Origin of the sequence: Pikeienuella piscinae (assembly GCF_011044155.1) — a bacterium.
GTDB lineage: Bacteria > Pseudomonadota > Alphaproteobacteria > Rhodobacterales > Rhodobacteraceae > Pikeienuella > Pikeienuella piscinae.
The window spans coordinates 2,323,154-2,342,453 of the sequence record NZ_CP049056.1 but is presented as its reverse complement, the minus strand read 5'-3'; the positions used below and the strand labels follow the sequence as shown (position 1 = coordinate 2,342,453).

The window sequence follows — 19,300 nt, the reverse complement described above, 5'->3', positions numbered from 1 at the left end:
GGGCGAAAACCTGAAACGTCTGAGCGGGAACCGGGACCGATGATCACATTTTCGCGCGGCGCCTATGTGGCGCGACTGGCCGAGACGCCTGCCGACATCGAGGCGGCGCAACGTCTGCGTCACCAGAGTTTCATCGCCGGTCGCGGCGCCGTCGTCGAAGGCGTGCGGGCGGAAGGGCTCGACGCCGATCAATTCGATGCGACCTGCGAACATATGTTGATCGAGGAACGCCGCAGCGGTCGGCTCGTCTGCTGCTATCGCATGCTGCCGCTTGGATCCGGCGCGGAGATCGGGCGGAGCTATTCAGCCTTGCATTATGATCTCTGCGGGCTTTGCGCCTATCCATCGCCGATGATGGAGATGGGTCGTTTCTGCGTCCACCCTGACTGGCGGGCGGATCCGAATGTGATCCGCACGGCCTGGACGGCGATGGCGACCCACGTGGAGGCTCGCAGGGTCGAGATGCTGTTTGGCTGCTCCAGTTTCGATGGCGTTGAAGCCGAGGTCTACATGGACGCCTTTGCGCTGTTGAAGGCGCGGCACCTGGCGCCGAAGCGCTGGCTGCCGCGAATCAAGGCGCCCAAGATCTTTCCTTTCGCCCGCCTTCTGCGCCGGCGAAGGCCGGATCTGAAGGCCGCCGCGGCGAAGCTGCCGCCGCTTCTGCGGGCCTACCTGGCGATGGGGGGCTGGGTTTCCGACCACGCTGTCGTGGACAATGACCTCGATACGCTCCACGTCTTTACCGGGCTGGAGATCGGACGCGTTCCGAAGGGGCGCGCGCGCCTCTTGCGCGGGGCGTGAGAGCAACGTCTTTCCGCCCCGCTGAGCGTCGCGTCACCCGGGCCGCTCGCTGTTCGGCCCAGCCCGTTCAGACGAAGCGACCCGCCACAACCGGAGCAGGTTGTGGCGGGTCGCTCCCCGGGTTCGGTGAGGAAATGATTACCTCCGACGCGTCGCCACGTCGGAGGTGAGTCGGTCTTGCGCCAGATGATGCTTCCGCCGCTTAGCTCTTGCGGCGGCGTCCCACGAACGCGGTTCCGCCGAGGGCGGTCAGGAGAAGCAGGCCAGCGGCGGGCAGCGGCACCTCGGAGACGGTCACAAGGTTCTGACCGGTGTAGCGGCCGCGATTCTCGTCCAGGCTGCTGATCTCGAAGAAGGACATCTGGTACCGGCTGGAACCGGTATGGGCGATGGCGTTGGCCAGATAGGTGCTCGCCAAGCTGTCGCTGGCCGCATTGGAAGCGATGAAAGCGCCGTCGCTCATGCTCATCGCGGTCGCGTCATCCTCGAACGCCGCTTCCCAGAGCGCCATCTGGAACCCGGTCGCCTGAGCGGAGTCGCTCGCATCCAAAGTGCCGTAGTTGGCGTCGAACACGGCCTGAACCCGGTCACGGGCGACCTGCGTCAGCCCGAAGCTGTTCGAGAACGGGTCGGTCGTCAGATCATACTCGTCGGTATCGCCGACGCCCATCAGGTAATGACCGATATCGAGACACCAGGCGACGAAAGAACCGAGGCTGCCTGACTGGTCCGAAATATTGAATCCCGTGGCGCCGGCCGGATTGGGCGTATTGGCCACGGGCGAGGCGCTGACGGTGACATTCTTGACCCCTGCGGTGTAGCCGTCGAGTTTGAGCGTCGCCGCTTCGGCGCCGGACGACAGCAGAGCACCCGCCGCAAGCGCGGCGCAAAACTTGATTTTCATGGTAGGCCCCATCTTCAGCATTACAACAACAGCGACCACAACAGGGCCGCCAATCCACGTCGCCACCTTACCCACTTTCCCTAGCGAGACGTAGAAATAATTCACGGGTGCGACAATTTATACCGATTTTGATGAAAATGTCACAGCCGAACACCCATGAATTGATCTGCGCGTTGCAATGCAAAGTAGAATCTTAATCACTTGATGCAATCCAGCCATGCATTTTCTCGTCGACGCGGCTTGCACCGTCGAGAACGCAGGGCAGGCGGCGCGTCGCGGGCGTGCTGGTGAAGCCGGTGGCCGGACGTCGCGGTTCTCAGCTTCAATCGCTGCGCGCGACGCCCTCCCGCCGCGGGTCGGCGGCGCCGACGAGGCCCTCCGGCGTCAGGGCGAGGATGGCGAGACCTGAGTTCATGTTGCGGATCCGCGGTTCCAGGCCGTAAGCGCGCAGGTTCTCTTCGAGCATGGCGGCTTCCGTGCCTTCCTCGAGATCGACCCTGCTCCCGGACGCAGTCACATGGCCGATCGAAGCCGCTTCCGCCGGGCTCATGCCCCAGTCGATCAGCCCGATCAGCGCCGTCGCGACATAGCCGATGATCCGCGCGCCGCCGGGCGAGCCGAGCGCGAAGGCCGGCGTCCCGTTGCGAAAGACGATCGTCGGCGCCATCGATGAGCGTGGCCGCTTGCCGCCCTCGACACGGTTGGCGACCGGCTTGCCGTCGGCTTCGGGCGTGAAGCTGAAATCCGTGAGCTCATTGTTGAGAAGATAGCCGTTCGCCATCAGCCGTGAGCCGAATCCGGTCTCGATCGTGGTGGTCATCGAGACGATGTCGCCATCGCTGTCGCGGATCACGAAATGACTGGTTCCTGGGCGCTCCGCCGATCGGTCCGGCGCACGCAGCGCGCCCTCTTTCCAGGGCGGCGTCCCCGGCGCGGCGTCCCCGGCGGCGGCGGCGGAGATCAGCCCCGCGCGCATCGCCATGTAATCAGGGTCCAGCAGGCCCTCGGGCATCGCGGCGAAGTCCGAATCCGCCATGTAGAGGCCACGATCGGCGAAGGCGAGGCGCGAGGCTTCGACGTAGAGCCGCCAGGCGGCCGGGCTCGGGGCGGGGCCGAGATCCCGATGCTCCAGCATCATCAGTATCTGTCCGATGGTCAGCGCGCCGGAGGAGGGGGGGCCCATGCCGCAGATCTTCAGCCCGCGGTATGGGTGGCAGACGGGCTTGCGTGAAATCGGCTGGTAGCCGGCGAAATCCTCCGCCGTCAGCAGGCCCGGATTCAGCGGCGAAGCGCGCGTCGCCATGATCACATTCTCGGCGAGATCGCCGGTGTAAAAGGGCGCCGCGCCCTCATCCGCGAAGCGGCGGAAGGTCTCCGCCAGCGCTGCGTTCTTCAGCACTGCCCCGGCCTCGATCGGCTTCCCGTCGGGGAGGAAATAGGCCGCAGTTTCGGGGAACGCGGCGAGGCTCTCGGCCGCGTCCTTCACCGATGCGGCGAGGCGGGGGGAGACTTCAAAACCCTGCTCGGCGAGTTCGATCGCCGCGTCGGCGAGCCCTGTCCGCGGCAGTCGGCTGTGCCGGTTGTGAAGCTCCTCCAGCAGCGCCGGCGTGCCCGGCACGCCGACCGAGCGCCCGCCCGGAACCGCTTCGCGCCAGGCCATCGGCGCGCCGTCCGGGCCGAGCCAGTAGTCCGGCCCCGCCGCTTTCGGCGCGACCTCCCGCCCGTCATAGGCGGTGAGCCGCTGCAACGTGGCGTCCCAGTAGAGCGCAAAGGCACCGCCGCCGAGCCCGGAGCTCTGCGGCTCCACCAGCGTCAGAACCAATTGCACCGCGACCGCAGCGTCGGCGGCGTCGCCGCCTTCCGCAAGCACCGCAAGCCCGGCCTCGACGGCGAGCGGGTGGGCGGCGATCACCATCTCGGTCTTCCCCGTCACATCCGAGGCGGCGGCGCGCTCGAATGTGCGCTCCGGCTGCGGCGACTGCTGGGCGAAGACGGCGGCAGGTGAGAACGTCAGGGTCAGCGCGAACAGAACGCTTCGGCGCATCAGGTCAACTCCCGGATCTCCTCGTAGAGCGAGGTTGGTATGAGAACCCCCTCTTCAGGCGTTTTCGACCGCTCGGCGGCGCGGCGGCCCCCCGGCAGACGAACGCCCGGTTCGCTCAGAAGTTCCTCGAAGAGTCGCTCGCCATGCGCGAGCGCGTCGGCGCCGCCGAGGCGCTCCGGCGCGAAGGCGAGGATGAGTTGGCCGCCGATGGAGGGACCCTCGCCGACATCCTGCTCACCGGTCTCCAGCGACGTCAGCTCGCCGATCAGGGGCCCGGCGAGCAGATCGACCATCAGCGCGATCGCGGCACCCTTGTAATCCCCGAAAGGCGATTGCGCGCCCGAAAGGATCGCTTTCGGATCGGTGGTCGGCGCGCCGTCCGGCCCTACTCCGGCGCCCTGTGGCGCTTCGTGGCCGTCGCGCGCGGCGATCATGACTTCACCTCGCGCCGTCAGCGACGAGGCCTGATCGAAAATCATCGGCGGTTTGCCGGGACGGGGCCAGCCGAAGGCCATTGGATTGGTGCCGAAGACCCGCTTCCGCCCGCCGGCCATGTGGACATATGGCGGCGAGGAGGTGAAGGCCATCGCCGCGAGACCCTGATCGGTCAGCGTCTCGACCTCCGGCCAGAGCGCGGCGTAATGCAGGCAGCGGCGGATAGCGAGGGCGGCGACGCCCTGCGTCTTCGCCAGCGCCGCCAGCGCCGGCAGCCCGGTCATATGCGCGACGGGGGCGAAACCGTTATCGCCCTCCATGCGAATCACCGCGCCCTCCTGCGACGCGATGGTGGGCGCCGCGCGCCCGTTCGCCTTGCCCGAGCGAATGGCGCCGCAATAACCTGCGGCGCGGAAAAGCCCGTGCGATTTGGCGCCGTCGCGCTCCGCCCGCCACATCGTCCGGGCGATGGCGTTCGCGTTCGTCACGTCCGCCCCGGCGGCGCCGAGCGCCGCGAGCGCGAGGTCCATGACCTCATCGAGCGTCAGGCGGGTTTCGGTCATCTGGCTCTCTCCCACACTAGGTCGGGAGAGAGCCTAGGCTGCGCCCGTCGCCGGTCAACCGGAATAGGCGACCACTTTCGTCTTTTGCTCGCCGAGTCCCTCGACGCCGGTGCGCATCACGTCGCCGGGCTTCAGCCAGCGCTGCGGCTTCATCCCCATGCCGACGCCCTCCGGCGTGCCGGTGGCGATAATGTCCCCGGGCTGAAGCGCGAAGAGCGAGGACATGTAGCTGACGATCTGCCGGACCGAGAAAATCATGTCCGCGGTGGTGGATTTCTGCACCATCCCGCCCGAAAGCTCGAGATAGAGCTCGAGCGCTTGCGGGTCCGGCACCTCGTCCGCCGTCACCAGCCAGGGGCCGGTCGGCCCGAAGGTGGGCGCGGATTTGCCCTTCATCCAGGTCGGTCCGCGCTCCAGCTGCCAGCACCGTTCGGAGACGTCGTTGATGACGCAATAACCGGCGACGACGGAAAGCGCGTCGGCCTCCGAAACATGCTCGACATGGGCGCCGATGACGACGCCCAACTCGGTCTCCCAGTCGGGCTTGGTGGAGCCTTTCGGGATGATCACGTCGTCAAAGGGGCCGGAAAGCGCCGAGGTCGCCTTGGCGAAGATGATCGGCTCGGTTGGCGGCGTCGCGCCGGTCTCGGCGGCGTGCCGCGCGTAATTGAGGCCGATGCAGAAGAAATTCGGCGCGCGCGCGACGCATGAGCCGATGCGCGGCTCACCCTCGACGGCGGGCAGCGAGGAGAGGTCGAGCCCCTTCAGTTTGGCGATCATCTCGCAGGAAACCGCGTCGCCCTCGAAGTCGGCGCTGACGCCGCTCAGGTCGCGGATCACGCCGCCGGCGTCGAGCGCGCCTGGTTTTTCGGCCCCCTTCGGCCCGTATCGAAGCAGTTTCATCGGCGCTTTCCTTTCCCCGGTTCCGGATTGTGCGATTGTGCATAATGCGTCCCGCTGAGGGCGGCAAGCCGGCGAGGAAGGCCCGCGGCGTGGCGGTTTGAAGCTAGCGTGAATCGGATCGCGTGTTATCATCGGTTCCGATCCAGCGGATCAAGGGGAGGATTCAATGCTGCGCATCACCATGCTTTCCGCAGCCCTGCTGATTGGCGCGGGCGCCGCTTCGGCGGATACGCTCGCGGTGTTCGACAACAAGGGCGCGGCGGATGAAGTCGACACCGCCGCGCTTACGGGTTGTCGGATCATCTTCGACAGCGCCGGCGTTCCGTTCGAGATATGCCGCATGAAGAAGGTCGAACTGACACCGCCGGCCTCGACCCGCGCCCGGCCCGGCCATGCGGAGGAGGAAGCCGCCGTAAAGGCGGAAAAAGCCGACGTGATCTATGTAAAGGCCGGCGAGTGATCTCATCTTCGCGCGGCTGAAAACCGCGATGCGTGCGGGCCCGGGGGGGCGATGAGCGCAATCACGTCCATCGTCTGGTTTCGCCGCGATCTGCGACTGAGTGACCATGAGGCGCTGCTGGCGGCCGCTGCAGAGGGGCCGGTTCTGCCGCTTTTCATACTCGATCCCGTCACCGACGCCGCGCTCTCCGGGGCGCAGCGGCTGCGGCTGAAAGCTTCACTGATCGTGCTGGCGGCCGACCTGAAGGCGGCGGGATCGCGCCTGATCCTGCGTCGCGGGGAGGCGCTGGCCACACTTCTGACCTTGATCGCGGAGAGTGGCGCGCGGGCGGTGCGTTGGACCCGGCTGACCGACGGCCCGTCGATCGCCCGCGACACGCGGGTCAAGGCGGCGCTGAAGGCCCAAGGCGTCACCGCGGAGAGTCATGGCGGGCTGACCCTGCTCGACCCCTGGCGGCTGAAGACCGGCGCAGGCGCGCCCTATCGCGTCTTCACCCCGTTCTTGCGGGCGTTGACCCAGGAGACGGTGGCGGCGCCCCTCCCCAGGGTCAGGCTGGCGGCGCCCGAAGGCGGGATCGCTTCCGAGGATATCGAGCGGTGGCGCCTCGATGCGCCGATGGGGCCGGCCGCGCCAGCGTTGGCGGACAGGTTCCGGCCCGGTGAAGCGGCGGCGCGCGATCGGCTCGACGAATGGTTGGATGGGCCGGCGGCGCGCTACCCGGAGGATCGCGACCGGCTCGACCGACCGGAAGCGGGAACCGGGCTCTCCGATCATCTGGCGCTTGGCGAGATTTCGCCGCGCACGATCTGGGCGGCGCTCGACAGGGCCGGCGGCGCGGCGGGGCCGGAAGCGGTGCGCCGGCAACTCGTCTGGCGCGATTTCGCGCATTCCCTGCTCTTTCACGACCCTGAGATGGAGCGCGAAAACTGGCGGCGCGAATGGGCCGCCTTCCCCTGGCGCGGCGAGAATGACGACGCCGAACGATGGCGGCGCGGCGAGACTGGCGTCGATGTGATCGACGCCGCGATGCGTGAGCTCTGGGCGACTGGGCGGATGCATAACCGTGCGCGGATGCTGGTCGCGTCATATCTGACCAAGCATCTCTTGACGCACTGGCGCATCGGCGCCGAATGGTTCCGCGAGACGCTGATCGACTGGGACCCCGCCAACAACGCGATGGGCTGGCAGTGGGTCGCAGGCTCCGGCCCCGACGCAGCGCCGTTCTTCCGGATCTTCAATCCGGAGACGCAGGCCGGACGATTCGATCCCGACGGGGCGTATCGCGACCATTGGCTCACGGGCGCCGGGGCTGAAACTTTCCGGGCGATGAGCCCGAAAGACTGGCGGAAGGCCGCTCATGACGAGAGGCCGGCGCCGATGATCGGTCTGAAGGCGGGGCGCGAACGCGCACTGGAAGCCTGGGCCAGGATGCGCGAGAAGACCGGGGCCGTTTCGGCCGAAGGGTGAGGGAGAGCAGTTCGTGAAAATTGCAGTCGTGGGTTCAGGCGCCGCGGGACTTGGCGCGGCGCTGGCCCTGTCGGACCGGCATGAGGTGCTTCTTTTCGAAAAGTCCGGCCGCTTCGGCGGCCACGCCAACACCGTTGTGGCGGAAGTGGGCGACGAGCGGGTCGCCGTTGATACCGGGTTCATCGTCTACAATGACGCGAATTACCCCAATCTGTCGGCGATGTTCGAGCATCTCGGCACGCCCACCGGCCCCTCCGACATGTCCTTTGGCTTTTCACTGGATGCAGGTCGTTTCGAATATGCGTGCGACAACCTCGACAAGATCTTCGCGCAGCGGCTCAACGCCTTCAACCCGCGCTTCATCAACGGTTTTCGCGATGTGATGCGTTTCGTGAAGCTGGCCCCGACGGATCTCGCCTCCGGCGCGCTCTCGGGGTTGACGCTCGGCGAATGGCTGACCCGGCGGCGCTTCGGCGCCTGGTTCCGCGAGCGGTTCATCCTGCCGATGGGCGGTGCGATCTGGTCGACGCCGGCGGCGCGGATGCTGGAGTTTCCGGCAGCCAATTTTGTCAGTTTCTTCGCCAATCATGATCTCTTCACCGGGCTCGCCGCGGCGATGCAATGGCGCACAGTGACCGGTGGCGCGAAAACCTATGTTGATGCGATCATCGACCATCTTTCCAACCGCGCGCACAGGGGCGTCGGTGTTTCCGCCGCGCGCCGGGTCGACGGCAAGGTCGAACTCAGCTTTGAGGACGGCTCGGAAGGGTTGTTCGACCATGTTGTCTTCGCCGCCCATGCGCCGCAAAGCTTCGCCATCGCCACCGATCTCGACCCGCGCGAGCGGGCGCTCCTCGGCGCTTTCCGCACCACGGCGAACCGTGCGGTCCTGCACCGGGACGAGAGTCTGATGCCGCGGCGGCGCAAGGTCTGGTCCTCCTGGTCGATGCTGTTCGAGGGAGAAACGCTTGGCGTCGCCGGGCAACCGGTGACGTTGACTTACTGGATGAACCGGCTGCAGAATCTGCCGACTGATCGCGATTTCTTCGTCACGCTTAACGGCCAGCGAGAGCCGGATCCGGCGTTGACCATCGCCGCCTTCGACTACCAGCACCCCGCCTATGACGAAGCCGCCTTCGCGGCGCAGGCGCGGATGGATGAGATTCAGGGGCAGGGCGGTTACTGGTACGCGGGCGCCTGGCTCGGCTGGGGGTTCCACGAGGACGCGCTGAGGACCGGCTTGCGCGTCGCGGAGGCGCTGGACGCGCGCCCGCCATGGGCGCGCGATCTCGGCCCGTCGCTGACCCGAGAATTCGACGTGGCGGCGGAGTGAAGGAGGCGGCGGCATGACGAGGACGGCGGACCCGGCGGATTTCGAGCATCGCCTTTACGTCGGCGAAGTGATGCACATGCGCCTGCGTCCGTTCCGTCACCAGTTCCGCTATCGGGTCTTCACGGCGCTGCTGGATATCGACCGGCTCGAGCAGGCGGAAAGCCGACTCTTCCATATCGACCGGTTCGGGCTTTTCTCCTTCCATCGGCGCGATCATGGCGGGCGTGACGGCGCGGCGTTGCGCCCCTGGGTCGAGGACCGGCTGGCCGCTGTCGGGCGTCCGGCTCCGGCGCGGATCATGCTGCTCTCGATGCCCCGGCTTCTCGGCTACGCCTTCAACCCGCTTTCGGTGTTCTTTTGCCATGATTCGGCGGGGCGGCTGGAAAGTGTGGTCTACGAGGTGAAGAACACTTTCGGCGATCAGGTGCCCTACGTCCTCGACGCGCGGCCGGATGCGGACGGCGCCTCGCGCCACCGGCAGGTGAAAGAGATGTTCGTCTCCCCTTTCATCGGCATGGACCAGACCTACCGGTTCACCATTCGCGCGCCGGACGCGCGTCTTGCGATCCGCATCAAGCAGCACGGGCCGGAGGGTGACTGGCTGATCGCGACGCAGAACGGCGCGCGCCGCGAACTGACCGACCGCACGCTTGCCCGGCTGGTCCTCACCCACCCCGCAGCAGCGTTCAAGGTGATCGTTGCGATTCACTGGCAGGCGCTGAAACTCTGGCTCAAGGGGGCGCGCTTCAACCGCTATCCGGGCGAGGAGACCGCGTTTCGCGCCGTCGATGGCGCGGACCGCGACCCGACGCGCGCCGAGACTTGATTTTCCTGCGTCTTGTCTGTCAATTTTGTTAATATGAAACTGGGCGCCGGACCCCCGGCGCCGGCTAAATGGTGGCGAGAACATGACCGGATCGAAAGATGGGCCAACGCCACGCTATTTCCGCGCGGTCTGGAATATCGTCAAGGCGTTGAAGATTGGCTCGATGGCCTTCGTGCTGCCGGATGGACGACGGTTCGAATCGAAGGGCCCGGCGCCTGGGCCGCACGGCGAAATCGTGGTGCGCAACCCCGAGATGTTCGCGCGGCTGGTGCGCGAGGGAGATCTCGGCTTCGCCGAGGCGTACATGGACGGCTGGTGGGACACCCCCGATCTTCAGGGCCTGATGGATGTCATCCTGCTGAACAACGATTCGGTCGGCCGCGGCTTCCCGGGCATGTTTCTCGTTCGCTCCTACGAGCGGGTGCGCCACTGGATGAACCGCAACACCAAAGCCGGTTCGGCGCGCAACATCGCGCATCATTACGATCTCGGGAATGAGTTCTACTCCGCCTGGCTTGATGAGACGATGACCTATTCCTCCGCTCTCTTCCGGCGCGAGGGGGAGCCGCTGGCGGCGGCGCAGGCCAACAAATATGCTTCGATCCTCGACCAGATCGGCGCCGGTGAGAACTCCCACGTCCTCGAGATCGGCTGCGGTTGGGGCGGTTTCGCCGAATACGCCGCGAAAGAGCGCGGCGCGAAAGTCACCGGCATCACCATCTCCCGCGAACAACATGCGTTCGCCGCCGCGCGCATGCAGCGCGAGGGGCTGGGCGAGAAGGTCGAGATCGTGATGCGCGACTATCGCGACGAAGCCGGGCGTTATGACGGCGTTGCGTCGATCGAGATGTTCGAGGCGGTGGGCGAGCAGTTCTGGCCCGGCTATTTCGACACCGTGCGGGAGCGGCTGAAACCCGGCTCCTCGGCTTCGTTGCAGATCATCACCATCGCCGACGAATGGTTCCCCTCCTACCGCAAGGGCGTGGATTTCATTCAGAAATACATATTTCCGGGCGGGATGCTGCCCTCGCCGACCGAGTTGCGCAAACAGGTTTCTCGCGCCGGGCTCGAACTCAACGGCTCGATCGAATTCGGCCAGAGTTATTCGGAGACGCTTCGCCAGTGGCGCACAGCCTTCAACGACCGCTGGGACGAGATTCGCGCGCTCGGCTTCGATGATCGCTTCCACAGGATGTGGAACTATTACCTGGCGAGCTGCGCCGGCACCTTCATGTCCGGCACGACCGACGTGACGCAGGTGGCGATCCGGCGGCCGGCCTGACCGGCGGGGCCGTAAGACGCGCGGCGCTCTTCCGGAACGCCGGCTATGCGCTTCCCGCGATTCCGCTCGCCGCGCTCTATTTCCCGGTTTACGTCTATATCGCGCCCTTTTACGCAGCCGAGCGCGGTGTCGGCCTCGCCTCCCTTGGCTTTCTCTTCATCGCGGTCCGCCTCCTCGACGCGGTGACCGACCCGCTAATGGGCTGGATCTCCGACCGCACGCCGGGGCGCTTCGGGCGCCGGCGACCCTGGCTACTGGTCTCAGCCCCGCTTATCGCGCTCTCGGTCTGGATGCTGATGGCGCCGCCCGTGGACGCCGGCTTCGGACACGCCGCATTCTGGCTCACGGCGTTGACGCTTTCCTGGACCATTGCGCTCACGCCCTATTTCGCCTGGGGGGCGGAACTTTCGGGCGATTACGGACAGCGCGCGACGATAACCGCCTGGCGCGAAGGCGCGACGCTTCTCGGCACCGTCCTCGCCGTCATTCTCTACAATCTGGCGGCGGACGCGGGGGCGGGGCTGCGCGCGGTCGCGGCGCTCGTCGCCGCCGGCCTGCCGCTCGCGGTGGCGGCGGCGCTGCTCGCGGCGCCTGAGCCGCGGGACTATTCGCGCCAGCGGCTCGAGTTCCGGGCCGGGTTCCGCGCCGTCGCCGCCAGCCGATATTTCCGCCGGCTGCTGCTGGCCTATTTCGTCAACGGGCTCGCGAATGCGCTCCCGGCCGGGCTCTTCCTCTTTTTCATCGGCGATCTGCTGATGACCCCGGACGCGGGTTGGCTCCTTCTCGTCTATTTCGTCTGCGCCATCGCCGGTCTGCCGTTCTGGAACTGGGCGGCGCGGCGGATCTCGAAGCATCGCGCCTGGGGGCTGGCGATGATCTGGAGCTGCGTCGCCTTCCTGCCGGCGGTCCTGCTCGGGGCCGGCGATGCGGGGCTGTTCGCCGCCGTCTGCGTCGCCACCGGCCTCGCGCTCGGGGCCGACCTCGCGCTGCCGGCCGCGATCCAGGCCGATGTCGTCGACGCCGACACCGCGGAGACGGGCGAGCAGCGCACCGGGCTCTTCTTCGCGCTCTGGTCGGTTGCGACGAAGGCGGCGCTGGCGCTTTCCGGCGGCGCGGCGCTGATCATCCTCGATCTCGCCGGGTTCGAGGCGGGGGCGATGAACGCCCCGTCCGCGCTCTTCACGCTGAAAGCGCTTTACGCGCTCGCCCCCGTGGCGCTGAAACTCCTCGCAGTCGCGCTGATGTGGAATTTTCCGCTCGGCGAGGCGCAGCAGAAGGCGCTCAGAATGCGGGTTGAGGGTGGCGAAAATTAACTTTACTATATGGAATCATATGATTTCAAATTCGATCTTATATTTATCTCTTGATATATTACACCTATAGTAATTTATATTACGATTGGCAATTTCCTTGCAACGTTCCACGAACGAATCGGGGCATTTTATTCCAAAGTATATTGCCGAGACTCTATAGGGCAGGAATATAGAATACCCCATTTCAACTCCAATTTTTATCGATCTCCACTCCTTTTCGTAAGACCAGTCAAGGGATTTTGTCAGACAAAAATCATCAAAAATACGGAGTTGCCCCTCTTCGTTTATCAAAAATTCATCATTTTTGCGCGTCGAAATAATAAACATCTCGAAATATGAGAATTTTTACCTGTAGTCTATCTATTCTGTATTTAACCGGCAATACATACGGCGTTTTTGATGCTCATTTCTTCTTCCTGGATCGAATTCGAAACACAGGCCGCGATGAGCGTCAGCATAATGAATCCATAGCAGTATGGAATCATTATCTTCACAAAATCATAATATAATTAACTCACTTCTAAGTTTTTCAGTATAGTTAGTAATTATACTAATAATTCTATTTTGCGATAGTGATCGATATCTTTTTCTCCGTAATTCAGATTTTCGGGAACTATCCGGTTGACGTACCAAGAATCACAGGTGTAAGAAATGGGCGACAGGCCGGTAAATGAGACTGCGGAGATTGAAGTGACACCCGCTATGCTCGAATCTGGAATAGACGCGTTATATTCAAACGTTTACGTGGAAGCGTACACGGATGCCGAAATCAAGTTCGCTCTTTCAGAGGCGTATCGCGCAATGCTTCGATCTCGCCCTGAATTTCAAGTCTGAACTCGAACGCTCGCTTCTTCAGCTTTCTCGTCTCGTCGATGGTGTGAGATAGCCGATCCTCTGCCACGTCGATAAATCCGAACTCGCGGTTCGGCGCAGGCATAGATCTGAACTGGGACGCGGACCGAGACGCAACATCAAAGTACCAAGGGTCGTGAACCCACCTGTTCCGCAAATCGCTGACTTTGAATGAGTCTGCCATCAGCTTCCTAACCTTCTTGACCGTCTCGGGCTTGATCCCGTGGGCCTCAGAAAGAGAGATGATCGTAAGGCATCTGGGGCGGACGCCCATGATCTGGGCGGTAATGCAGGCTGTCTCCTCTCGGGCAGCGTTACTAAGTAGCGTCCAGATCGTCTGGTCTAGAACGTGCTCCAGGTGCGCCCATTCTGAGACGACACGGCCGACCATGGCGTAGAGGGGGTGCGCGTCAGGTAGGGGAATGTACGTCCCCATTGAGCCATCTTCCCTCGTCTCGCCGTGGACCTCGGTTATCCAAGCGGGGAGATCGATTGTAATGACTTCCTCGGCGGCGTCAGAAGTTGGATTGTCAGGTTCGGTCATGCTATTCTCCCGGTCATGAGCAAACAGGACGACGAGGAGCAACAGCGCCGCGACGATCTGCTCCGGCGACTACTGCACACACCACCCCAACCGCGCCCCCAAAGGGAGCGCGGAGAGGAAAAGCCTACTCGGAGAATCGGGGGCCGCGCCAGCGGCGGAGGTCGCCCGGCTCAGTAGTCTTTGAAGAACCTTTCGCTAGGCGCCCCGCCGAGCCCTACTCCCGTTAGGAGTTCTCTTGTCCATGTCAGAAGCTACATCTCAGGAGTTCGGTCCTGATAGTCATCGCGCATCTCGCGAAACGCCCACTCTATCCTCCGCTCAAGTCGCTCTACGAAGGATGGATCGGATTCACGAAGCGTTTCAGCTATGCAGGCAGCGAGGATTGCCACCCCCCGACTGGCACGAAATTGGTCCGATAGCTCAGGGCTCATGGTCCCCTCCTGAATAACTGCAATGCGGTCGAGGATCGGGGTCCGAGGGGCGCGTGTCCAGCGGCAAGTCTAGGGCCGCTTCCGCCAGCGGCGAAACGCCCTCGCCTTCTGCTTAGACGTTCGCCGCTTCACGAGGCTGTTGATAAGTCAGACGCTTACCCTTCGCGCCGCTAAGGAGCGCGTCGGAGCGTTCCGTGTCGCTCATGTGGCGGTGGTTGTGCCTGAAATCGAACTCCGCCAGATAGCGATACAGATGGGCCTCGCTGATGCTGTGGAACGAGCCCATGACGCCGCGCTTCAGGAGAGCGAAATACGACTCCACGGTGTTCGTGTAGTAGAAAGCCTTGCGAACGTATTCCCCGTCGCTGTGGTTGACCGAGGCGTGGCCTTTGAACTCCTTGCCGATAGGCGGGTAGACGCGGCTGTCGTCGGTCATCAGGAGCGACGCCCGGTCAGCGTTCTTGAGCAGGATGGGTTTCAGGGTCTTTGAGTTGACGGTGGTGACGTGAAAGGAACGAGCTTCACCATCCCGCTCTACGAGAGTGAAAACGGCGTTCTTCTTGGGGACTGGCTTCCCCTTGTGGGCGTTCCGGGCCTTCCCGCCGACATAAGTTTCGTCAGCTTCAACGACTTTGTTCGCGCCGCCCATCGGGCCGCGCGGCGTCGGCTCGATGGCGCACTCACGGAGCCTGTGAAACAGGAACCACGCGGTTTCGTAGGTGCAGCCCAGCATGCGCTCAAGCTGCTTGGCGCTCATGCCCTTCTTGCTGGACGCCATCAGTTGAGCGGCCAGCACCCACTTGGATAGAGGAATCTTGCTGCGCTCCATGACGGTCCCGACTGTCACGGTGAACGGCTTCCGGCAGTCCTTGCACTTGTGAACGCCGGGGCGTGTGCTCTTGCCCTGAAGCTTGGTGATGCGGTCGCCTCTTGCGCTGCAGCGCGGGCAAACCGCCCCGCTCGGCCACAGGATGCTTTCGAGATGCTCGCGAGCCTTGTCGTCGTCGTGGAAGATCGCGTTGGTGAGATCGGCTTTCGCCATGGCGCTGTCCTTTCGATGAGGACTATATAACAATTGGGCCGTGGTACGTCAACCGGATAGTTCCCAGATTTTCTGACGCCCCATTGTTTGGATAGCGCCGGAATGTCCGACCCGCTCGGCAAGGTATCTTCTCCATATGCGTTCTTGAAGTCGCGGATAAATTCTTCCCACTCGGAGGGTGAAACTTGATGTATATTTGGATTTACTTCGAAAGGGTCATTTTGCATAGAGAGTGGCGATCGCCATATTCTGTGCCTGTTAACTGCGTTATCTATTTAATCTTCAATATAAATTGATGAACTTGATCGAAATCGGCATAGTTTATCTGGCGCTTGTCTTTTCATGATATCGTGATCTTAGAATTTTACATGTGTCGCCGTTACCATCTAATCCCGAACCGCAGCGCGTCAAAGATCGCGGCGTGGACATTGCGTGAGGTCACGGCGTCGCCGATGCGGTAGAGCCGGAAGGCGCCGCTTCCGTTTCTCTCCGGAAATATCCCGCCTTCGCCGAGCAACGCCCTGTAATCCACCGCGCCGAGATTGCGGCTGCGCGGCTTCAGCGCAAAGTAAAGATCGTCGAGCGGGGCGGTCCCATGTTCGACGACGACCTGATCGACCTCGCGCGCCGCCTCGAAACCCGCCTCGAAATCCGAGCCGAGCGTCGCGATCAGCCGGTTGCCCTCGCGCCGGACGGCCTTCAGCCTCGTCTGGATGGTGATGCGGGCGCCGGCGCGTTGCATCGCGGCGGCGATCGGGGCGTGGTTCATGCCGCCCACGCCGATGGCGAAGCTGCGCTCGGGCGTCACCACCTCCAGCTTCGCGCCCGAAGCTGCGATCATCTCCGCCGCCGCCATGCCGGGCTCGGCGCCGTTGTCGTCATAGAGGAGAGTCTCCGCCCCGGGTTTCACCGCGCCGGAGACGATGTCCCATGAAGTCACGGTCAGTGAATCGCCCTCGATCTCCGGCGCCTGTGGGGTCCCGCCCGTCGCCACGATCACCATCTCCGGGTCGCGGGCGACGACATCCTCCGCCTCGGCGAATGTGTTGTATTCGATCCTGACGCCGAGGCGTTCAAGCTCCGCGAGCCGCCAGTCTACGATGCCGATCAGCTCCCGCCGGCGCGGGTTGAGCGCCATTAGCCGAGCCTGACCGCCAGCCTCCGCCGCCGCCTCCAGCACCGTCACCCGGTGGCCGCGCTCGGCGGCGACGCGCGCCGCCTCCAGCCCACCCGGTCCGGCCCCGACGACGATCGCGCGAAGCGCCGTCCCCGCCTTCGGGATCACGTGCGGCATCGCCCCTTCGCGTCCGGTGGCGGCGTTATGCAGACAAAGCGCGCCGCCGCCCTCGTAAAGCCGGTCGAGGCAGTAAGTCGCGCCGACGCAGGGGCGAATGCGCGCCTCCTCGCCCGCAACGATTTTGCGCGCGATATGCGGGTCCGCGATATGGGCGCGGGTCATGCCGACCATGTCGAGCTTGCCGCTCTCGATGGCGTGGCGGGCGGTGGCGACATCGGAAATTTTCGCCGCGTGAAAGACCGGAAACTCAGTCTCCGCCCTCACTTCGCCTGCGAAATCCAGATGCGGGGCGGAGGCCATGCCGGCGACCGGGATCACCTTGACCAACCTCGCATCGTGGTCGACCATGCCGCGGATGAGGTTGATGAAGTCGAACTTGCCCGAAGCCGCGACGCGCCGGGCGATTTCCATGCCCTCATCGCGCCCGATCCCGTGCTCGACCTGCTCGTCGGCGACCATGCGCATCCCGATGATGAATTCCGGCCCGACGGCGGCGCGCATCGCCTCGATCACCTCCCAGGTGAAGCGCAACCGGTTGTCGAGGCCGCCGCCATATTCATCCGCGCGCCGGTTGGTCAGCGGCGACCAGAACCCGTCGAGGAAGTGGCCGTAGGCCTCGATCTCGACACCGTCGAGTCCGGCGTCCTTCATGCGTTCAGCGGCGTCGGCGTAATCGGCGGCGATGCGCGCCAGATCCCAGTCCTCCGCCGCCTTCGGAAAGCTCCGATGCGCGGGCTCGCGCACCGGCGATGCGGAAAGCACGGGCAGCCAGTCGCCCTGCGCGTAGCCGGTGCGCCGGCCGAGATGCGTCAGCTGGATCATCACCGCGCAACCCTCTTCGTGGCAATCCTCCGCCAGGGCCCGCATGTGGTCGACGATCCGGTCGTCATAGGCCTTGAGGTTGCCGAAAGCCGCCGGGCTGTCTGGCGAGACCACTGCGGAGCCCGCCGTCATCGTCAGCGCGATCCCGCCCTTCGCCTTTTCCCGATGATAGAGCCGGTAGCGCTCCCCCGGCATCCCGTCTTCGCCGTAGTCCGGCTCATGCGCGGTCGACATCAGCCGGTTCTTCAGCGCGAGGTGCTTCAGACGATAGGGGCGGAAGAGGGGATCGTCGCGCATATGCGTATTGGCGCCCCGGCCCGCGCGCGCGTCAAGTCCCGGAAGCGGCGCCCCGGCGCCGCGATCGGCCGCTTCAGCGCACCGACGCGTCCCAGCCCATCAGGCGGCGCATCACGGCGAAATACCAGCGGTTCGGCAGCATCCCCAGCGTCCGGAGGATGAACACGAAGCGGCGCGGGAAGGCGATTTCGAAGCCTGGCGCTTTCAGACCATCGACGATGCGCCGCGCCGCCTCTTCCGCCGGAAGCACGAAGGGCATCTCGAAATCGTTGACCCCGGTCGCCTCGGTCTCCACGAAACCGGGATTGATGACAGAGATCCGCACGTCGAGATCGATGAGATCGAAGGCCAGCGCCTCCGCCATGGCGATCAGCCCCGCCTTGGTGGCGCCATAGGCCGCCGCGCGCGGCAGGCCGCGATAGCCGGCGACCGAGGCGGTGAGCGCGACATGGCCGTCACGCCGCCCGATCATGTGCTTCAGCGCCGGGTCGAGCCCGTTGGCGACGCCGGCGAGATTCACCTCAAACGAGCGCGCGGCGTTCGCTGCGTCGAACTCCTGCGCGCGCATGGGGATGTAGAGCCCGGCGTTGAGCACCGCGAGGGCCAGCGGTCCCTCGGCTGTGATTGTCGCGACCGCTTCAGCCATCCGCGCGCGATCCGTGACGTCGCAGGGCAGCGAGCGAATGCGGTCGGGTCTCTCCGCCGCCAGCGCCTCCAACTTCTCCGCTCCGCGCGCCGTCACCCAGACTGTCCAGCCCTCATCCGCGAGCCGGAGCGCGACGGCGCGGCCGATGCCGGCGGACGCCCCGGTGACCCAGGCGGCGCCGTCCGCCGGGCGCATCCGTTTCGTCCAGACGCTCATCCGCAGAGGGTCACTGCGACCCGTCCCAGAGTTGAGCGAAGTCGGATCCGATTTCGGTCGGGATGTAGATCGCCGGCTCCCCGCCCGCGTCGAACTCGACGGAGACCCACTCCGCCGCCGCATAGTGCAGGATGACGTCGAGATTCGCGCCCTTAACGTTCCAGCGTTCGGTGGCGATCGGGCCGGAGGGCGCGTCCACCCTCCCTGCGCCGAGATGAGCCGCAGTCACCTCGATCGGAACGCCGGTCTGGCTGTTGATCCAGGTCTTTCGGTTCAGAAATTCCTTCGACCAGTAAGTCGTGGAGACCGCGTCGCCGGGAACCGACCCCTGAAAGACCGATCCGTCGATCTCCAGTTTGTCGCCGACGGCCTTCGCCTTGACGTAATCATCGTCGCCATCGTCGTCGGTGCGGCTGTCCATGGAGATCAGCCGCCCGCGCTTCCAAGTCTCGCGGTTGCGCATCGTGTAGCGATAGGCGGTGATGCCGAGGATCCTGACCCTCAAATCGACATCGACGGCGACTTGAAGCGCCCCGTCCGCGCCGGCGCGGATCTCCACGCTCTGCTCGCCGATGTCGTCGCCGGCGCGCAGCACCCTGAACCGCCGCGCCCCCCCTCCCGTCGCCAGAAGCGGTGAGCCGTGGAGCGCCAGTCCGGCGCCGACCCCGCCGAGCAGACCGCGTCGCGAAAGGTTCATGTCGGCGCCTCCGATGATATGGCGATCAAGTCTACGCGAGGGGGCGGAATGCGCAAGGCGGAGCGGGCGGCGCGCCGCTCGGGCGTGAATCGGAGTCGCCCTTGCGCCGATACGCCCGGCGGCGA

At 64.7% G+C, this 19,300-nt stretch carries 16 protein-coding genes; 7 read left to right on the top strand and 9 right to left on the bottom strand.

Going from position 1 to position 19,300, the window contains the following annotated elements; translation table 11 throughout:
• The first annotated feature begins 39 nt into the window (after positions 1 to 39).
• A complete protein-coding gene (locus G5B40_RS11245; RefSeq protein ID WP_165098582.1) occupies positions 40 to 801 on the top strand; it encodes a GNAT family N-acetyltransferase in 762 nt (253 codons plus the stop codon).
• 202 nt (positions 802 to 1,003) lie between these two features.
• On the opposite strand, the gene G5B40_RS11240 is transcribed toward G5B40_RS11245, so the two are convergent.
• The 4 genes from G5B40_RS11240 to G5B40_RS11225 all read right to left on the bottom strand — a co-directional run bounded on the left by G5B40_RS11240 (position 1,004) and on the right by G5B40_RS11225 (position 5,650).
• Complete coding sequence (locus G5B40_RS11240; protein WP_165098580.1) at positions 1,004 to 1,810, bottom strand: VPLPA-CTERM sorting domain-containing protein; 807 nt, start codon at positions 1,808 to 1,810, stop codon at positions 1,004 to 1,006.
• A 217-nt stretch (positions 1,811 to 2,027) separates the two neighbouring features.
• Positions 2,028 to 3,749 (bottom strand): gamma-glutamyltransferase family protein, encoded by a 1,722-nt coding sequence (locus G5B40_RS11235; RefSeq protein ID WP_165098578.1) that lies wholly within the window; start codon positions 3,747 to 3,749, stop codon positions 2,028 to 2,030.
• On the bottom strand, positions 3,749 to 4,747 hold the full coding sequence (locus G5B40_RS11230; protein ID WP_165098576.1) for an Ldh family oxidoreductase: 999 nt from the start codon (positions 4,745 to 4,747) through the stop codon (positions 3,749 to 3,751). The genes G5B40_RS11235 and G5B40_RS11230 overlap by 1 nt, the downstream gene beginning before the upstream one ends.
• Positions 4,748 to 4,801: 54 nt before the next feature.
• Complete coding sequence (locus tag G5B40_RS11225) at positions 4,802 to 5,650, bottom strand: fumarylacetoacetate hydrolase family protein (RefSeq protein ID WP_165098574.1); 849 nt, start codon at positions 5,648 to 5,650, stop codon at positions 4,802 to 4,804.
• Between the two features lie 166 nt (positions 5,651 to 5,816).
• Between G5B40_RS11225 and G5B40_RS11220 the strand changes: the two genes are divergently transcribed.
• From G5B40_RS11220 to G5B40_RS11195, 6 genes are all read left to right on the top strand, one after another.
• Positions 5,817 to 6,110, top strand: a complete 294-nt coding sequence (locus G5B40_RS11220; RefSeq protein ID WP_165098572.1) for a hypothetical protein — start codon at positions 5,817 to 5,819, stop codon at positions 6,108 to 6,110.
• Between the two features lie 51 nt (positions 6,111 to 6,161).
• Positions 6,162 to 7,577 carry a cryptochrome/photolyase family protein gene (locus G5B40_RS11215; RefSeq protein WP_165098569.1) on the top strand — a complete coding sequence of 472 codons (1,416 nt, stop codon included), beginning with the start codon at positions 6,162 to 6,164 and terminating at the stop codon, positions 7,575 to 7,577.
• Between the two features lie 13 nt (positions 7,578 to 7,590).
• Positions 7,591 to 8,910 (top strand): NAD(P)/FAD-dependent oxidoreductase, encoded by a 1,320-nt coding sequence (locus tag G5B40_RS11210; protein ID WP_165098566.1) that lies wholly within the window; start codon positions 7,591 to 7,593, stop codon positions 8,908 to 8,910.
• A 13-nt stretch (positions 8,911 to 8,923) separates the two neighbouring features.
• Entirely contained in the window at positions 8,924 to 9,736 is an 813-nt protein-coding gene (locus G5B40_RS11205) for a DUF1365 domain-containing protein (RefSeq protein WP_165098563.1), read from the top strand.
• A gap of 82 nt (positions 9,737 to 9,818) precedes the next feature.
• A complete protein-coding gene (locus G5B40_RS11200; protein WP_165098561.1) occupies positions 9,819 to 11,018 on the top strand; it encodes an SAM-dependent methyltransferase in 1,200 nt (399 codons plus the stop codon).
• Positions 10,931 to 12,331, top strand: a complete 1,401-nt coding sequence (locus G5B40_RS11195) for an MFS transporter (RefSeq protein ID WP_211907319.1) — start codon at positions 10,931 to 10,933, stop codon at positions 12,329 to 12,331. The genes G5B40_RS11200 and G5B40_RS11195 overlap by 88 nt, the downstream gene beginning before the upstream one ends.
• 769 nt (positions 12,332 to 13,100) lie before the next feature.
• Here the strand turns inward: G5B40_RS11195 and G5B40_RS11190 are convergent.
• The 5 genes from G5B40_RS11190 to G5B40_RS11170 all read right to left on the bottom strand — a co-directional run bounded on the left by G5B40_RS11190 (position 13,101) and on the right by G5B40_RS11170 (position 19,175).
• Entirely contained in the window at positions 13,101 to 13,727 is a 627-nt protein-coding gene (locus tag G5B40_RS11190; protein WP_165098559.1) for a hypothetical protein, read from the bottom strand.
• Between the two features lie 543 nt (positions 13,728 to 14,270).
• The gene (locus tag G5B40_RS11185) at positions 14,271 to 15,200 is read right to left on the bottom strand and encodes an IS1595 family transposase (RefSeq protein WP_165098557.1); all 930 of its coding nucleotides are present in this window, start codon (positions 15,198 to 15,200) and stop codon (positions 14,271 to 14,273) included.
• Positions 15,201 to 15,579: 379 nt separating this feature from the next.
• On the bottom strand, positions 15,580 to 17,616 hold the full coding sequence (locus tag G5B40_RS11180; RefSeq protein ID WP_165098554.1) for an NADH:flavin oxidoreductase: 2,037 nt from the start codon (positions 17,614 to 17,616) through the stop codon (positions 15,580 to 15,582).
• Between the two features lie 73 nt (positions 17,617 to 17,689).
• Positions 17,690 to 18,478 carry an SDR family NAD(P)-dependent oxidoreductase gene (locus tag G5B40_RS11175; protein WP_165098552.1) on the bottom strand — a complete coding sequence of 263 codons (789 nt, stop codon included), beginning with the start codon at positions 18,476 to 18,478 and terminating at the stop codon, positions 17,690 to 17,692.
• A 10-nt stretch (positions 18,479 to 18,488) separates the two neighbouring features.
• Positions 18,489 to 19,175 carry a DUF6134 family protein gene (locus G5B40_RS11170; RefSeq protein WP_165098549.1) on the bottom strand — a complete coding sequence of 229 codons (687 nt, stop codon included), beginning with the start codon at positions 19,173 to 19,175 and terminating at the stop codon, positions 18,489 to 18,491.
• Positions 19,176 to 19,300 lie beyond the last annotated feature (125 nt).

Excerpts from the sequence above, each read along its gene's own strand:
- G5B40_RS11245 (WP_165098582.1), top strand. The coding sequence starts at position 40 with ATGATCACATTTTCGCGCGGCGCCTATGTGGCGCGACTGGCCGAGACG.
- G5B40_RS11235 (WP_165098578.1), bottom strand. The coding sequence starts at position 3,749 with ATGCGCCGAAGCGTTCTGTTCGCGCTGACCCTGACGTTCTCACCTGCC.
- G5B40_RS11230 (WP_165098576.1), bottom strand. The coding sequence starts at position 4,747 with ATGACCGAAACCCGCCTGACGCTCGATGAGGTCATGGACCTCGCGCTC.
- G5B40_RS11225 (WP_165098574.1), bottom strand. The coding sequence starts at position 5,650 with ATGAAACTGCTTCGATACGGGCCGAAGGGGGCCGAAAAACCAGGCGCG.
- G5B40_RS11220 (WP_165098572.1), top strand. The coding sequence starts at position 5,817 with ATGCTGCGCATCACCATGCTTTCCGCAGCCCTGCTGATTGGCGCGGGC.
- G5B40_RS11215 (WP_165098569.1), top strand. The coding sequence starts at position 6,162 with ATGAGCGCAATCACGTCCATCGTCTGGTTTCGCCGCGATCTGCGACTG.
- G5B40_RS11205 (WP_165098563.1), top strand. The coding sequence starts at position 8,924 with ATGACGAGGACGGCGGACCCGGCGGATTTCGAGCATCGCCTTTACGTC.
- G5B40_RS11200 (WP_165098561.1), top strand. The coding sequence starts at position 9,819 with ATGACCGGATCGAAAGATGGGCCAACGCCACGCTATTTCCGCGCGGTC.
- G5B40_RS11190 (WP_165098559.1), bottom strand. The coding sequence starts at position 13,727 with ATGACCGAACCTGACAATCCAACTTCTGACGCCGCCGAGGAAGTCATT.
- G5B40_RS11185 (WP_165098557.1), bottom strand. The coding sequence starts at position 15,200 with ATGGCGAAAGCCGATCTCACCAACGCGATCTTCCACGACGACGACAAG.
- G5B40_RS11180 (WP_165098554.1), bottom strand. The coding sequence starts at position 17,616 with ATGCGCGACGATCCCCTCTTCCGCCCCTATCGTCTGAAGCACCTCGCG.
- G5B40_RS11175 (WP_165098552.1), bottom strand. The coding sequence starts at position 18,478 with ATGAGCGTCTGGACGAAACGGATGCGCCCGGCGGACGGCGCCGCCTGG.
- G5B40_RS11170 (WP_165098549.1), bottom strand. The coding sequence starts at position 19,175 with ATGAACCTTTCGCGACGCGGTCTGCTCGGCGGGGTCGGCGCCGGACTG.